We start from the raw sequence: 16,213 nt of genomic DNA, 5'->3' as shown, positions 1-16,213 counted from the left end.
TTAATTTATAGGAATTAACTGAACTTCTAAAAGTTTCATTAATTCATTTTTTGAAATGGTATCTGGGTTTATATTGATGTGATGTATTCCTTTAGCTAATTGTATTTCACCTATATTTTGTGAGATCACTTTATCGCTGGTTAGTACATCTTGTTTTATTTCCTGCTGATCAATCTTAAAATTATAACTTCCTCCAGCGTCTTTACCCGCTAAATATTTGATAACAATTTTAAATTTTTGTGGAAGCGTTGTTCTAAAATCCCATTTGACTGCTTGTTCCTTTTTCTCCCAGCCTTCTACATAAAAACGATCCGTTTTTCCATCTCCAAACTTAAACCCTTTACTTAAATCAGCATCAAAAGCCAATAACCTGGTTACAGCACTATTTGTAGCTACATAGCGCAAACTATCGGTTTTAAGTTGTTCCTTTAAGGCCAAAACAATTACGGTATTTGCAGTATCAGGTGCTTTTTGGGGTACATTGATATAGAAATCGCCATCACCAATGGCTTGGGTTAATAACTTGTTTTTTTTTATATCAGTTAAAAAATAAGCCTTATCCATTTTAGCCTTTAAGCCGCCTACATATAATTTTCCATCTTTAGGCCAATCAAATACATGTAAATACAACTTATTTTCACTTTGGGTAGTTACACCCCAACTTTGTAAGGGCATGCTTGTTTTATGGGTTTTGTAAATACTTTCTGAATTTCTGGCTACCCATTTTTCAATCCCTGTTAGTATTTGCAAATCTTTAGTATCAAAAGTACCATCGCCTTTTGGCCCAATATTTAAGAGTAAATTGCCATTGCGAGAGGCCGCTTTAGCTAAAAGTTGAATAAAGAAGCCTGATGACTTATGTGAATCATCGTATTTGCTATAACCATAGGATTCGTTTGTGGTTGGAATAGCTTCCCAATCTCCCTCAACCGGATAAAATTCGGCCGGCCTGTCTGCAGTATTTTTATAATCGCCAAAATTGGCGCTTGCACTTCTTACCAAGCGACCATTGACCACTACATTTGGATCGGTTTCTCTAATGGCTTTTAAAATCCGGATGTTTTCTGAAAGCGGTAATTTTTGTGGCGTATCAAACCATAAAATATCGGGATGGTATTTAGTAAGCAATTCTTTAATCTGCGGAATTGCTCTTTCATCCACATATTTTACTGCCTTTGGCAATAATTCCGGATGTGCTACATACCAGTTTACACCGCCATATAAGCCTAAATCTCCGCCTGGGTTTTTATACTCCCAATCATTGCCTGGCGCATCCGGATGTTCCCAATCAAAAGCATGTGAATAGTAAAAGCCAAACTTCATTCCGTGCTTTTTAGCTGCTGCAGCTAATTCAGCCATTGGATCTCTTTTAAATGGAGTTTGCGCCATGATATTGAAATCCGAAACATTTGAATTGTACATGGCAAAGCCATCATGGTGTTTTGCCGTAATGATAAAATAATTCATACCTGCTTTTTTAGCATCTAAAATCCATTTATCGGCATCAAAAAGAACAGGGCTAAACTGGTGGGCAACTTCTAAATACTCTTTTTTTGATATTTTCTCTTTGCGCATTAAATGTTCTGCATAACCGCTCACTTTTTTACCTTTCCATTCGCCGGCAGGCAAAGAATACACGCCCCAATGTACAAACATGCCAAATTTAGCGTCTCTCCACCATTGTATACGCTGCTCATGTGTTTTCATAGAAGCTGTATACCAGGTATTAACCGCTTCATCAATTGCCTTTTGATCGCGGTCTTTTGCCTGATTAAACATCTCTTTATCCTCATCGCCGGTTACCTGACCAAATGAAAAAAAATGGCCAAATAATAAGGTTAAAAGAATAAATAGTTTCTTCATTACATCCATATTAATGGGTTTCTAATGGGTAAGTTTCTAATTACCTCTTCATCTCTTGGCTGATGGTCTAATTTTTTCCAGGTTTTAAACCAGGTTTCATTTTGATAGGCATTTGCGCCAAATAGTAAAAAGGGTTGGGCAACCGGCCAGTTTTCCCAATGCATTACATCTTTTTGAAAAGGCCATAGCGATTTGTCGTTCACAAAAGGATAGAGATACTCAATTCCTTTTTTTATACTTCTCCCATCTGCCAGTTGAAAGGCCCATAAATTGGTTTCGTTATCGGATAAGATTTGGCAAAGTGTAGCCATCGCATCTAAATTAAAGAGCGAATAGCCAAAAGGTTTGGTACGTTTAGTTTCTCTCGGGAAACTGCCATCTGCTGCCATTTGGTTAGGTAAATGCACCGTTTGGTAGCGTTCTCTACAAAAATTAAGTAGCGCTTTATTTTCGGTAAGCTTGGCAAATGAAGCTACTTGCATGGTCCAGCAGGTTCCATGATTGTTTTCGGCATTCATTTCGTCTTTACCATATTGATGTGTAGTTAACCAGGTTAAATAATCAGCAAACCATTTTTTAATAGCTGCTAATGCCTCGTTATCTGCGGCTTTTGAATGTTGCATCACTAAAACGCCTTGCGCAACCTCCATCAATTGTATGGTGTCTATAATGCCAATTCCCCGTCCGGTAAATCGTCCTTGTATGGCTTGCGCAAACAACAGATTAGGGTTCATTAACGTTTCTGCGTTTACAAGCCATGCTTTTAAATGTAGAAGTGCATGTTTAACATACTTTTCATCTCCCGTAATTTTATAAGCTGATGCCAAGGCTCCAATAATTTTACTGAAACGGATTAGCGCATGGCGATGGGCAACAAAATTATCGGGATTGGTTAGTCCATCTTTTTGAATATAAGGTGCTTTTGGGTTGGTTGGGTCTGGCCACCAGTAATCGCCTTCCGAAAAGTAATCGTGTTTACCACCCGCACTTCGTGGCGAATTTTGTGCAGTAACTGTTATTGGCACTTGCGCTAATGCCCATTTTGCTTCTTGTAAAATCTGCTTTTTCAGCACTTTAGCCGCATCAGCAGTATAGGCATCATCCGCTTTAGCCTGAAAAGCAAAAACAAAGCATAAAAACAACACATATTTAATTTTTAGCATCATGTTATTTAGTCATAAATGTGAAACTAACTTTACCAATGGTATTCGGTTTTCCTTTTGCTGGTGCAGAAATACTTCCTTTTAGCTGTCCATTATTTTGTCTTTTAACTTTGATTTTTCTCCACGACAATTGTCCTTTTTCGAAATCAAAAGTCTCTCCATCATCATCATATAAATTATACTCGCCTGCTTTTTCTCCATAATGGCGGATTTCTAAATCTACTTTTTCGTTTGATTTTGGTGCATGCAATAAAGCAGGCATCATGGGTATAATTCCTCCATCTTTAACATATACCGGTATTTTATCTAAGCCAGGTGTAACCGTAATTACCTGTCCATCGCCGGCAAAAGCGCCAGTGTAAAAATCGTACCATTTACCTTTTGGCAATATCACTTTCCGTTGGGTTTGTCCGGTAAACATTGGGGCAACTAATAAATATTCGCCTGCCATGTATTGATCCTTAATCTCCTTGGAAAAAGCTTCTGCATAAGGGTTTTCTTCAAGGTTAACATTGGGTCGCTTCTCTACTTTTATATCCTGATTAAATCCTTCCTCTAAATTCATCCCTCTAAAAGGCGGTATGCCTTCAAAATGGTATTTTGCAAATTCGGTATACCAGTAAGGCATCATCCTCATCCTTAATAAAGCATATTCCTTCACCTGTTTTTCCACATCGGGATAAGTCCAGGGTTTGGTTCCACTTGCCCAGGCATTGATCATGGCCATAGGCGAAAAAACATTGGATTGAAACCTTCTTAGCCACTCCTCTCCTGTTTTAGAAGCCCTCACCTCGGGTGTCCACAACACTCCAGCAAAACCACTGTTAATGAGTGCGGTAATAAAATCTTCATGGTTATAATAATCGTTATAAATTACGTAAGGGAAGGAAGTTCCTCCCCCGTTAGATGCTCTTACTAAACCAAAAGTGCGTTTATTGCTATTTTTAAACAGTTCTGCCGAATAACGCTGCGTTAATAGCCCGTAAGTTTGACGCATTTGTTCGGCGCTAATCCCAGATGGAAAAGTGGCAACATCTGGCCATAAATAATAATCGTAACCGTCAACTTCATCAATTTTATAGCCGCTTATGCCAATATCTACCTGGTCTTTTTGCAGTTGATCAAAAAAAAGCTGTTGTGCTTTTGGTAAAGTAAAATCTGGGACGGCGCCCAGCCAAACGGTATGTGAGCCTGTTAGCGGTCTAATGTCTTTATAAAATGGTGCATCTGGCGATACATAAGGGTTAATCCAAAGGTTTAACCTGATGCCCTTAGCTAACATGCTTTTCACAAAACCAGCCGGTTCGGCGAACCTGCCCTTATCCCACGAAAAAGTACCTGGATACGCTTTACTTTGCCAGCCAGGCTCCAGGCCTACAAAATCTAAGGGATAACCCCTCTCTTCAAAACTATTTATCTCTTTTTCTACATCGGCAGCAGTTGAGCGTGTCATCACCCTTTGTGTAAAACCAAGCCCCCAACGTGGTGGCAAATATCCGCCGCCGTTAAATAAATTATATCTTTTAACAACATCCAACGGTTTAGGCCCAGCAAAAACGTAAATTTCTACGCCTGCTGCCGGGACTAAAATTTCTACTTCATCGCCATTGTTTCGGGAAGACCAGCTTTTGTCAGAATTTCTATCTTTTGGTATGGGGAAATTTTCACTGTCTTTCCTCATTGCAGTACCCGCCCACACTTTAAGGTATCGTGCCGAATTGATAAAAACGCCATATCCGTTAGATGAAACATAAAAAGGGACCGGAGCATGTGTTCTGCCATTATCTTTCCCACCATAATGATCTACATGCAGCTCCAAGATCTTTCCCCGCTGGTGTATGGTTTGAAAATTCAGTCCGAAGCCATATAACTGCTCGGTTTTATCAAGGGGGATTCTTAAATAAGTTTTGCCATCGTTAAGCTGTGCTATTATCGGTTGATTAGTAAAGGGAAATGTAGCCTCCCCTAATTTACCTAAAGATTCTTGATTTGGTTTAGCACCCGAAGCTTTTAAAAGATCATAAGGTTCGGGAATACCAAATACACCTTTCCATACACCAGGCGCTATCGGTGTCCAGGTGATTTCCTGAGCATTTAAACTAAAATGCAGGTTTAATAGCAATACGGTAAAAAGTAACAATCTGATCAATTTCATGGCGATGTTGATGCTAAATACATGCAATCGGAACCTCTCCTGGGTATATTCTTTTGCGATATAGATTATGGTAGAAAATGCAATAAAAACCGGGCACATATTTTGTGCCCGGTCATCCACCGATTACAATGAAGGGGCCAGTGATGCACCAAAAACGTGTACAATGCCATTGGTTGCCACATAACCAGCACTGCGGTCATTGGTTCTGTTGTTATGTACAATTGGCGCCTGATCGCTATTATTCAGTATCTTCAAATAAAAAATCCCATTTTCGTCAAAGCCTTTGCCATTGTTGGCATAACCCAACATTGATGATTTGGACAACACCGCATTTGCGGGAAGAATTGATTTTACAGGGACATTATTGGCATTGAGATTATCGAAATTATACTTGCCCTGGCCAATCAGATATAAGAAATAGTTCTTTACATCTTCCTTAGGGTAATCGCTCCATTTGGTTGCAGGCCTGGTTATGGGTAGGCCTGTGGTGGGGTTAACACCGGTAACAATTGGGTAATCGAACCACAAACCTGCTGTTGGTATATTACTGGTTGTTACAGTTACGCCATTGGTTACTTTTGTTGGCAGTACCCTAACCCCAAGGTTATGTAGAAAAAGAAAGGTACGGTCACTTTTTTCGTATTCTGCAAGATCTATGCCTGCATAGTCTAAGCCCAGTTTCATATATTTAAAAACAGTATCAGTCGGATCGTTTGCCATACCTGTACCGGTTGCCCTGTCTTCCAAAAACTTACGGGCCGACACACCGATATTGGGATCGAGCGTCTTCTTCACGTAATCGTAATCTTTCTGCCGTTCTAAACCGAACATTTTTCCACAGCCACTTTGGCTAATCGCAATCAAAACCAATAAGATTGAAGCCAATATTTTATTTTTAAAAACTTTCATTTCCATATTATTTAATGGCCTACTATGATAGACAGGCCCACTATTAAAAATTAACCTTTATTCACCATAACCAGGGTTCTGTACCAATTTCTTATTAGCATTCATAACCGCCCGGCTCAGTGGCCAGTAATAACGGCGTACATCGGTAAAACCGGCTATATCTGTATTTCCATTTCTAAGCTGCCGGTCTTTTAACACCGGATCCATAATTTCTTTCACTTTGTTTGTTCTTACCAGGTCGAACCAGCGTTTACCTTCGCCGATGAGTTCATACTGACGCTCTTCTAGAATTGCATTTTCCATAGCTGCTTTAGTATTTACCTTAACATCGGTTGCCGGGTACTGATCTACATTTGCCCTTTTTCTCACAAAATTTAGATATTTAAGTGCATTCGGCAAATCGTTGTTTCCGTTGAGCGCCTCGGCATACAGCAAGTACATATCTGACAATCTGTACATTGGCAAATAAACCGGAGTATTCTGATTGTAATACAGGTTTAATTCTGTAGTTGGTATTGCCCCAACAGGGTTTGACGGACTTGGATAAAATTTAAGGAAGCGATCGCGGTTGTTCAAGGTTGGATTAGCGACAGCATACACATCCAGTGTTTGTTTGGGCCTTATATCGTTGGTATGTACAGGTTGGGTTTGAGGCAGAAAGTAACTGGCATACAAAAGCGGATCGAGCTGCATCTGCCTGTTATTGGGCGAATAAGATATCTGCATGCAGGCGCAACTGTTTGTGGTAAAATCCCAGTGGATAGACCAGATGGTTTCTACGCTCGCAGCAGGGGCTGTAAATATACTTTTCCAGCTGGCCGTTGGTTCCAGGTTTGCATCAGATGTACCTGTATAAAGTGCGCCTTTTGGATTTCTCGCCTTAAACAGGTTGTTAATCCAAAGAATGGCATTTGTATAGTCTTTTTTCCACATATAGGCATCTGCCAGCGCTGCGCATATGGCACCTTCATTCATATAATATACTGATGCATTCTGATTTTTAACCGTTAGGTCATAAGCTGTTTTTAAATCCTTGATGATTACATCATCGAGAATTTGAGATGCTTTGATCCTTTCCCGCTCTGCGGCAACCTGGCTATCTTCGTAAGGTTCTAACCAAACAGGTGCATCGCCCCAAACCCTCACGAGGTAGAAGTAAGCTATGGCCCTTATGGCATAAGACTGTGCGAGGTTTGCATTAACAACTGCCTGTGTAACGTTATTATCTAAAGCGGGTACGCCAGGTATGTATTTGATATTACTGTTCGCGCGGGCGATCACAGTATAAAGCCTTGACCAATCTGCAAATGGATTATCTGTGGTAAGGGCGTTTAATGCGATCTCTGTGGTATAAGTATTGGTATAGGAGAGAAAACGGTCGAAATTATCGGCCCTGAATTCGCCCCAATAATGGTAACGGTCGTTAAACTGCGATTCGCCCACCATAGTGAGCTGAAAAGCAGAATACATCCCGGCCATAGCCGCATCAATATCATATTTAGATTTATAGAATTTATCGCTCGACACCTGCGAAACAGGAGCCTCTGTAAGATATTTTTTGCAACTGCCCATAGTGAGCAATAGCATAAAAATACAGGTATATTTTATTGTTTTCATATCGCTTATTATAAACTGATGTTTAAACCAAATCCAAGTTCCCTTCTTTTAGGGTACTTTCCTGTGTCATCACCAGGAGTTAAAGGGTTAGACGTGCTAAATTCAGGATCGTAGCCTTTATAGTTTGTCCAGGTTAATAAATTTGTACCATATATAAATGCTGTAACACCCTTAAGGTACACCCGTTTTGCAAGCGCCGGATCCATACTATAGGCAAACCTCATACTCGCAAGCCTAATAAAAGAACGGCTTTCCAGATAGGCACTATTGCCGTTTGCTTTCAAATTCCCCCTGGAAGGCCTGTTTGGATAGTAGGGATATTTTGCAATATCACCAGGTTTTTGCCAGGAATTGTACAGCACATCAGGATTACCAGGACCGGTATTGGATGGATTGTTTGCATTATACAACAGGGTATTGTAGATATCTCCACCTATAGATGCATTAAATAGTACATTCAGTGAAAATCTCTTGTAGTTAAATGTATTGCCAAAACCGATATTAAACTTAGGCTGGGCATTGCCGATCACATGGCGGTCACCGTCATCTATTAAACTGTCTCTTTTTATATTAGCCCACTCGGTGTCGCCGCCAACAAGTTTACCCGAGGGATCGTATAGGTTATGAACCGTTCCACTGTAAGGCTGTCCGTTGAAAGTGTACTGTGGTTTTCCGTTCACATACAGAGGTTTGTTATCTGCCCCCAATACCACGGTCAATTTATCCCAGCTGTCGTTATAGGCATTTGATTCATTCCATTGGTAAACGCCCAGATTTTTCCAGCCATAAAAATCGCCAATTTTTCCGCCTTCCTGAACATACCATTTGTTACCGGCAATAAACGGAACACCGCCTGCCAGTTCTTTGATTGTGCCTCTTTCGAAATAAATATTAGCGTCTATATTCCACGAAAAATTCTTTTTGGAAACCGGTGTACCGGAAACGGTGAATTCTATCCCTTTATTAACAATAGAGCCAAGGTTAACGATAACGGTTGAAAAGCCTGTTTCTTTTACCAACTGACGCTGATATAAAAGGTCTTTCGATTCTTTCTCATAAAGTTCGCTGGTAAAGTTTAATCTACCTTTTAGGAAAGTAAGATCCAGCCCCAGGTTTTTCTGGATTCCGGTTTCCCATTTGATCAGGCTATTACCTATCGTAGTATTATAGGCTGCTCCACCTACCCCATTATAATTTCCCTCAAACTGTACTTTTGTAATTGCGCCGTAATCCTCGATCTGATCGTTACCAACCCGGCCATAACTTGCACGGATTTTCGCATCATCAAGAAATGATTTAGACCAGTCCATAAATTTTTCTGCTGAAAAACGCCATGCCATCGATCCCGAATAAAAGGAACCGCGTTTGTTCTCCGGGCCAAAACGCGAAGAACCATCATTACGGTATACCGCACTTGCATAATACCTACTCTTATAATCATAATTTACCCGAGCAAAAATAGCCTGGTTGGTATTGGCCGTACCAGTAGTATAGGTTTTAGACCCCGTAAGATAAGCTGGCAGTGTAACAATGATCTCCTCACTTGCTGCATTCAGGTACTCCAGATGAAATACACTTTGCGTTCTACGTATGGCATTTGCACCTAATGTTGCACTTAGGGTGTGGTCTTTAAACTTCTGGTTATAGTTAAAATAGGTTTGTGCTTCGTATCTGAAATTTTTGGTTAGTTCATTTATGCCATTGTTTGTGTTCCGGTTTGGACTTACGTAACGTGGCGCAAAAAACGTATACTGTGGGTTTTCGTAAGCCAGGTTAAAAAGTGTAGTCCATTTAATATGCTTGGTGATATCAAAATCCAGCTGGTTGTTGATCTGTGCCGAATAGGTTTCGGTTTTATTGATTTCGTACATTGCATTTGCAACAGGATTCCGCTTTGAGGCAATGTAACTTGTTAATGCTCCATCAGGATAATAGATCAGTGAGTTTGCCGGTCTGTCAAAAATAACGTTTACCGTTCTCGCGATGGGTATTTCATTCTTGGTTTGATAATAGAGTGAAAAATTGGAGGTATACTTAAGTTTTGGCAGTGCCTGATAAGAAATATTCAACCTGGTTTGAAGTGATTTGGCAAAACTGTTGATCACAATAGATTTGTCGTCAATATAATTAACACTTGAATAATAATTGAAGGTTTTGGAAGCTCCTGCCAAACTCGCATTTACCTGGTTGCGCTGGCCGGTGTTGCCCAGCAATAGATCCTGGAGATCATTATCTGAATTAAAAGAAACGTTTAATGAATCTGTATTTGAGCCAGCGGTGATCAATCCCCCGTTCTGTAGCCTTCTAAAGGCCCTGACCTCCTCAGAGTTGCTCTGTGGAAGTTTATGTGCCAGCTTACCAAACAGATGTGTATACTGCACATCCACCCTGGGCTTACCCTCAATACCTTTTTTTGTTGTAATCAAAATTACACCATTTGCGGCCTGTGCACCATAAATGGAAGCTGAGGCTGCATCTTTCAGGATTTCAATGCCTGCAATATCCAATGGATTGATGTTTCTGCCATTGTCTGTAATTACGCCATCAACCACGTAAAGCGGGCCTGCACCACCGTTTAAGGTAGTAACCCCCCTAATCTGAACTGTTCCCTCTCCGCCGGGGCCACCATCGGTAGTTACGGTTACTCCTGATGCTTTCCCCTGTAAAGCGTTCAACAGGTCTACCGGCTGCCGCTCCTGGATATCTTTGGCTGATACAGAAGAAACCGCAGAACTTAGGTCGCTTCTTTTAACTTTACCGCCAAAACCGATTACAACCACATCTTCTAAAGCACTTGAAGCGTCTTCCAGCACAACATTCATTACTCCGTCGCCAACCCTCCTTTCAATGGTTGCATAACCGATCATGTTAAACTGAAGGATGGCATTGGAGGCTACCGAAATGGTAAACTTACCATTATTATCAGTAGATACGCCACCGGTTTGGTCTTTTACCCGAACCGTTACCCCAGGCAGGGCTGCCCCGCTACGGTCTTTTACAGTTCCTGATACCTTAGTTTGCCCCTGAGCAAAAACATCAGTATTGATCAAAGTCAGCAAACATGCAAATACTGCTACTTTCAGCAGAACGAGATGCGCAGAGAAAAATCTTGTAAATTTTCTTTTCATACCGCTGAATTAAAAGTTAATGGAAAGTGGACTGAAGAGACAGGCCGAACGGCCCGATTGCTGACGTTTAACAAATCGCTTGTAAAAAAACGCCAATGGTTCTCAAACCCTGGGTAATTTCTGCTACTCATACGTTTTAGTTTTATATTTGGTTACTGCAATTAAGGTATAAAACCGGAAATAGTTGATGCAAGAATTGGCGAATTAATCAACTATTTTGGCAATAACTCCTTTTCATCCTGAAATACCTTTCGGCTGGAAATGACAATAATTATTACCCCTTGAATGGGCTGGTGCATCAACAGGGGTAAGAGCACGCATAAAATCTTTAAAATCCGTGTACAGTAATGATGTCAAAATAGCTGTTAAACAGACCGGGCATAATTGTCAGACACGAAGAACGCTGTAATAATTTGAAAATCATATAGTTACATAAAAAACATTCTATAAAGAAAGATTATCGGCCTATTGTCTCCGAACGGACGCTAAAATATTAGCATAAAACTCCGCTAAAAATCGAATGTAAAGTAGGCATATGGCCTCGTTAGTATCCTAATAAACTACCTTAATGATCAGCAGAAGTGATTAAATAGATCTCTCCTTTTTTAACGTTGAGCTCATAAAGATAACTTGGTTTTAAATTGAGTGGCTGCAAGGCTGTTTTGCTATGGTTAAGATATTGTGTTTCCACAACGTTTTCAATACTATCTGTTCGCGGGTTTGCATTCGAATTGTTAACCTTAATTTTTGTAAATGTTCTAATTGTGCATTTTCCGGTTCTATTTGCTTTAATGGACGCCGTTTTAAGCATACCATTAGCCCACTGTATTCCTACATTATAATCTCCTCTTGCCTTAATCCCTTCTATTTTTCCAGACGGCCATGCATCAGGTAATGCAGGAAGCAAAACCAGTTCACCATAATGGCTCTGTAATAACATCTCTGTGATCCCAGCAGTAGCTCCAAAATTACCATCAATCTGAAAGGGAGGGTGCGCGTCAAAAAGATTTGGGTATGCCCCACCACCACTCATCTGTGCTTTTGGCAAGAGTGGATCGATATAATTTAACGCAGCGCGCAACACCTGATAAGCATGATTGCCATCCTGCAACCTCGCCCACCAGTTTGTTTTCCATGCCATAGACCAACCTGTACTGACATCGCCACGATGCAATAAAGACTGTTTTGCTGCCGATGAAAGTTCAGGGTTTTGATAAACATTGATCTGATGGGCAGGATAAAGTCCGTAAAGCTGCGAAATGTGCCTGTGTTGGTCTTTAGGGTCATCCCAGTCCTGAAACCATTCCTGTAGCTGTCCATATTGCCCAATCTGATAAGGATATAACCTCGCTTTGGCTTTTTTGAGCTGTTCGGCAAAAGCATGGTCATTTTTCAATACCTGTGAGGCCTGTATACACTGCTCAAAAAGTTCTCTGATAATTGACATGTCCATCGTAGAGGCAATGCTCAATTGATATTCCTTGCCTTTTATTTTAACTGTATTTTCTGGAGAGGTGGAAGGATTGGTAACCAGATAACCGCTTTTAGGATCTTCTATTAGCCACCCCAACATAAATTCCGCGGCCCCTTTCATTAAGGGATACCCTGTTTTCTGTAAAAACAAGGTATCATTGGTATATAAGTAATGCTCAAATAGATGCGTACTCAGCCAGGCCCCAGCCATTGGCCAGGCGGTTTTTCTGGGCATTTCCCGCTCCTCCTTATCAAAGGCTCCAACCGGTGAGGTTTTCGCCCAGATATCAGAATTGTGATGCGCTACCCACCCCTTGTCGATATTGTAATTAACCCTTGCGGTTACTGCCCCATTAACTGAAAGGTTTTTGATCAGGCTAAATAATGGTTCATTGCACTCTGTAAGATTGGTGTTTTCTGCCAACCAGTAATTCATCTGCGTATTTATATTCGTCGTATAGTTACTTCCCCAGGGCGGCTGCACCAGGTCATTCCAAAGGCCTTGCAGGTTTGTAGCCTGGCCTCCTTTTCTTGAACTTGAAATTAACAGGTACCGTCCATAATGATAATAGAGTGCAAGCAGATTATGATCAGGAACGGGGTTGTTCTTAAAATGCAGCAACCGTTCATTCGTTGGCAATTGATCCGATTTCGGATCTGGATCTCCCAATTCAAATTTTACCCGATTAAAAAGGTTTTGATAATCACTTAAATGGTCTGTATAAATCTGCGAATTGCCTTTTTTAATGGCTTTGTTCATACTTAAGGTCGTTTGTACTGAAGGATCTTTGCCCGCTAAACCTGCCGACTTATTAAAACCATTAAAGCTTGTTGCACCTGTTAAATAGATAACAATTTCTGTTGCCTTGCTTACCTGTAAATCAGAAGAGGTACTTTTCACGGTCCCACCAACATTTACCACATTCAGCCTGATCTGAAAATTCATTCCCTCTTTTTCATCGTACACCACCTGTTGTGGATCATAATCTCTCGCAGCCACATACTTTGGCGCTTTGCCGTTCAAAATCAGCTGGTGTTGATCTGCCCTTGCAATGGTATATTTCAGTTTGCTTGTTAAACCAGCCCTGAAACTAATTGAATTTGCCTTGCTGGCCTTTATCTTCATCACCAGTACCTGATCGGGATAACTCATATAAGTCTGTCTGGTATAGTTTATTCCATTTACGGTATACTTTACCAATGATACCGCATTATCAAGATCAAGTTCGCGGTAGTAATTCGTAAAATTGGTATTGTTGTGGTCAAATGCTAAAAATAAATCACCCATTGGAAGATATCTTGCCGAATATGGCCCCTGCATTTTACTCCAGAGCGACGTTGCCTGCTGGTAGTCTCCTTCGAACATTGCTTTCCTTACCTGTGGCAGCAGGCCTGGCCCATAAGGGTTATTTCCAGGGTCGGGATAACCAGACCATAGCGTACTTTCATTTAACTGTAACCGTTCGCGCTGCACGTTTCCGAATACCATGGCACCCATTTTTCCATTACCTAAAGGCAGCGCCTCTTCCCAAACCCCGGCGGGCTTATCGTACCAAAGTTTCAATGGCCTGGAAATATTTTTTTGAGCATTACCACTTGTAGCACCAAGGCATGTAAAGCAAACAACTAACTTAAAAATTAAAACAATTCTTTTATTACTGATGATCTCCATATAAGGATATGATAAAATATTTGGTTAGGGTTCATAATTGTCAAAACCGGATAAAGAAATATAAGAAAAGACAAGCCGAATAGCTTGTCTTTTTTTACATTTAATTTATTGTGCTGCATCGGCATAAGTTGTACCGATTCTTATTTTTTTGACAAAATGCGTTGCCTGCGAAGAATCGCCCCCATATACTCCCCATTTCGGGTCACAATAATCGACATCTAAAGTTCTGCAATATAACCGCTGGCTACCATTTGCAAGGGTTTGTTTAACGCCATTGTACCAGAACTCTATATAACCCACCGCAGGATCTCTGGATACTTTCATCCGGATAACGAATTTAAGCCAGGTGTTTACAGCCAATGTAGTCGACCACGGTACTGTGGCTACATGGTTGTCGTCGAAATGTTGTAATTCAAGATTTCCTGATTTGGTTCTGAGCATGAGAGGATGATTTTGTAGTGATCCGTCAGTTGGATAGGATTTCCATTGAAATATGGCCTCCGTTTTTAATGTTGTTGGCATATAGATTTTACTGGTCCAACCTATGTATATTTCATCTCCATCCTGAGCCTCGTAGTTTTTGGCGCCATGTCCTTCTGTCCTGTGGCTGTCAGCAGGTTTTAAAAATTTCCAGGTTAGGGTGCCCGTCTCATCATTTACGGTAGTCACCGTTCCTGTGCCTTCAATGTTAATGTCTTTCCATACATTGGCCGATCCGTTAGAGGCATCACCGTTAAAAAGTACAGACATAATTTGTACTCCTCCAGAAGGCGTTTCCATCTTAACGTCATTTTTAATCTCTTCAGCCTGAAACTCATTTGTAGTTTGTTTTTTGCAGCCATACTGCAATACAGTGGCGCAGGCAAACGCCAGAATTACTGATTTAAAAATTCTCATAAGGTTATTATTTTGGTTAGTAATAGCTAAATTTAGCGCCTTATTTCAGTTCATTATTCTGCACTATAGGCTAATTAATCAACTAGATTAGCAAGTAATTGCGCTAAAACGGGATCGGGTTTCGGCGCATGATAATTCCCATATTAATCGGATCAGGCACCAAACCTATTTTGTTGAATCCTGTCGTATTCTTTCACATAGTCTGGATATTCGGTTTTCAATAACCTATCCCACACTCTAAAATATAGCCCATAGTTACCCTTAAATTTATGATGATGAAGGTTGTGATGAACAGAAGTATTCAAAACCTCAAAAAGAATGCTGTTTCTGAACCATTTGGGTGCCACTTCATACCCTAAATGTCCATACACATTGATGGTGAAAGAAGATAGCACAAACATTTCTATTGCCAAACGATGCATCGGAATTAGAAGCAAAATTGCAATAAGCACTCCTCCTTCTATCCATGCCGCTATGAAATGAATACGAGGTCCATGGAACGTACAACATCGAACCGCTGAAATGACGGAAACATTTAGTCGAATCTACCTGATTAAAAACAAGTTAGAAGAAAAAAAAGAAGGGGCAAAAAGTTGTTAAAAACTCTTTGCCCCGTCAAGGGTGGCTGATGGGGCTCGAACCCACGACCCTCGGCACCACAAACCAATACTCTAACCAACTGAGCTACAGCCACCGTGTTTTTTGATGTCACAAAAGTACGACTTTTAATATTCCGTGCAAATATTTTTTTCAAAGTTTTTACAACTAATTTTTAATTCCTTAACATTCAATTATTTGAAATTGAAAAAAAATTTCAGAAGCAGATAAAACAAGCTATTTTGAACCTAAAAACATAACTTTACGGCGTTTATGATCGAAATTTATACAGACGGAGCAGCTAGCGGAAACCCAGGACCAGGTGGTTGGGGTACAATTTTAAGGGCAGGACAGCACTATAAGGAATTAAGTGGCGGCTTTAGAATGACCACGAATAACCGCATGGAACTATTGGCTGTAATAAAAGGATTAGAAGCGTTAAAAAGCTTAAATCAACAGGTAACCGTTTACTCTGATTCGAAATATGTAGTAGATGCTGTGGAGAAGAAATGGGTTTTTGGTTGGGCAACCAAAAATTTTAAGGATAAAAAAAACAAAGACCTGTGGTTGAGATTCCTGGAACTGTATAAACTCCACAAAGTGAAATTCATCTGGATTAAAGGTCACAACGACCATCCGGAGAATGAGCGTTGCGACCGTTTAGCTGTTTTTGCCTCGCAAGACAAACAAAACCTGGCTATAGATACTTTTTTTGAAGCAGAGCGAAGTAAGGTTTAGT

Annotated in this window: 10 protein-coding genes and 1 tRNA gene; 1 reads left to right on the top strand and 10 read right to left on the bottom strand. The window is 40.4% G+C overall.

Annotated elements, in window-relative coordinates; all coding sequences use genetic code 11:
• From ACN9MR_RS05810 to ACN9MR_RS05765, 10 genes are all read right to left on the bottom strand, one after another.
• Entirely contained in the window at positions 1 to 1,863 is a 1,863-nt protein-coding gene (locus ACN9MR_RS05810) for an alpha-L-fucosidase (RefSeq protein ID WP_426328661.1), read from the bottom strand.
• Positions 1,863 to 3,029, bottom strand: coding sequence for an alginate lyase family protein (locus ACN9MR_RS05805; RefSeq protein ID WP_426328660.1), 1,167 nt, complete (start codon positions 3,027 to 3,029; stop codon positions 1,863 to 1,865). Before ACN9MR_RS05805 ends, ACN9MR_RS05810 begins: the two co-directional genes overlap by 1 nt.
• Before the next feature lies 1 nt (position 3,030).
• A complete protein-coding gene (locus tag ACN9MR_RS05800; protein ID WP_426328659.1) occupies positions 3,031 to 5,181 on the bottom strand; it encodes a TIM-barrel domain-containing protein in 2,151 nt (716 codons plus the stop codon).
• A gap of 123 nt (positions 5,182 to 5,304) precedes the next feature.
• Positions 5,305 to 6,090, bottom strand: a complete 786-nt coding sequence (locus ACN9MR_RS05795; RefSeq protein ID WP_426328658.1) for a hypothetical protein — start codon at positions 6,088 to 6,090, stop codon at positions 5,305 to 5,307.
• 57 nt (positions 6,091 to 6,147) lie between these two features.
• Positions 6,148 to 7,707, bottom strand: coding sequence for a RagB/SusD family nutrient uptake outer membrane protein (locus tag ACN9MR_RS05790; protein ID WP_426328657.1), 1,560 nt, complete (start codon positions 7,705 to 7,707; stop codon positions 6,148 to 6,150).
• A gap of 8 nt (positions 7,708 to 7,715) precedes the next feature.
• Complete coding sequence (locus ACN9MR_RS05785; protein WP_426328656.1) at positions 7,716 to 10,835, bottom strand: SusC/RagA family TonB-linked outer membrane protein; 3,120 nt, start codon at positions 10,833 to 10,835, stop codon at positions 7,716 to 7,718.
• Between the two features lie 565 nt (positions 10,836 to 11,400).
• Positions 11,401 to 13,980 carry a glycoside hydrolase family 95 protein gene (locus tag ACN9MR_RS05780; RefSeq protein ID WP_426328655.1) on the bottom strand — a complete coding sequence of 860 codons (2,580 nt, stop codon included), beginning with the start codon at positions 13,978 to 13,980 and terminating at the stop codon, positions 11,401 to 11,403.
• A gap of 105 nt (positions 13,981 to 14,085) precedes the next feature.
• The gene (locus ACN9MR_RS05775) at positions 14,086 to 14,877 is read right to left on the bottom strand and encodes a heparin lyase I family protein (protein WP_426328654.1); all 792 of its coding nucleotides are present in this window, start codon (positions 14,875 to 14,877) and stop codon (positions 14,086 to 14,088) included.
• Positions 14,878 to 15,029: 152 nt separating this feature from the next.
• Entirely contained in the window at positions 15,030 to 15,362 is a 333-nt protein-coding gene (locus ACN9MR_RS05770; RefSeq protein WP_426330216.1) for a sterol desaturase family protein, read from the bottom strand.
• Between the two features lie 135 nt (positions 15,363 to 15,497).
• Positions 15,498 to 15,571 (bottom strand) — tRNA-His (locus tag ACN9MR_RS05765).
• Positions 15,572 to 15,747: 176 nt separating this feature from the next.
• Here ACN9MR_RS05765 and rnhA point away from each other — a divergent pair.
• Positions 15,748 to 16,212, top strand: coding sequence for a ribonuclease HI (gene rnhA, locus ACN9MR_RS05760; RefSeq protein ID WP_426328653.1), 465 nt, complete (start codon positions 15,748 to 15,750; stop codon positions 16,210 to 16,212).
• Position 16,213: the final 1 nt, after the last annotated feature.

This window comes from Pedobacter sp. R-06 (assembly GCF_049913135.1).
Taxonomy (GTDB): Bacteria; Bacteroidota; Bacteroidia; order Sphingobacteriales; family Sphingobacteriaceae; genus Pedobacter.
Note: the sequence above shows the minus strand (reverse complement) of the source record. Positions and strands in the feature narration are given on the sequence as shown.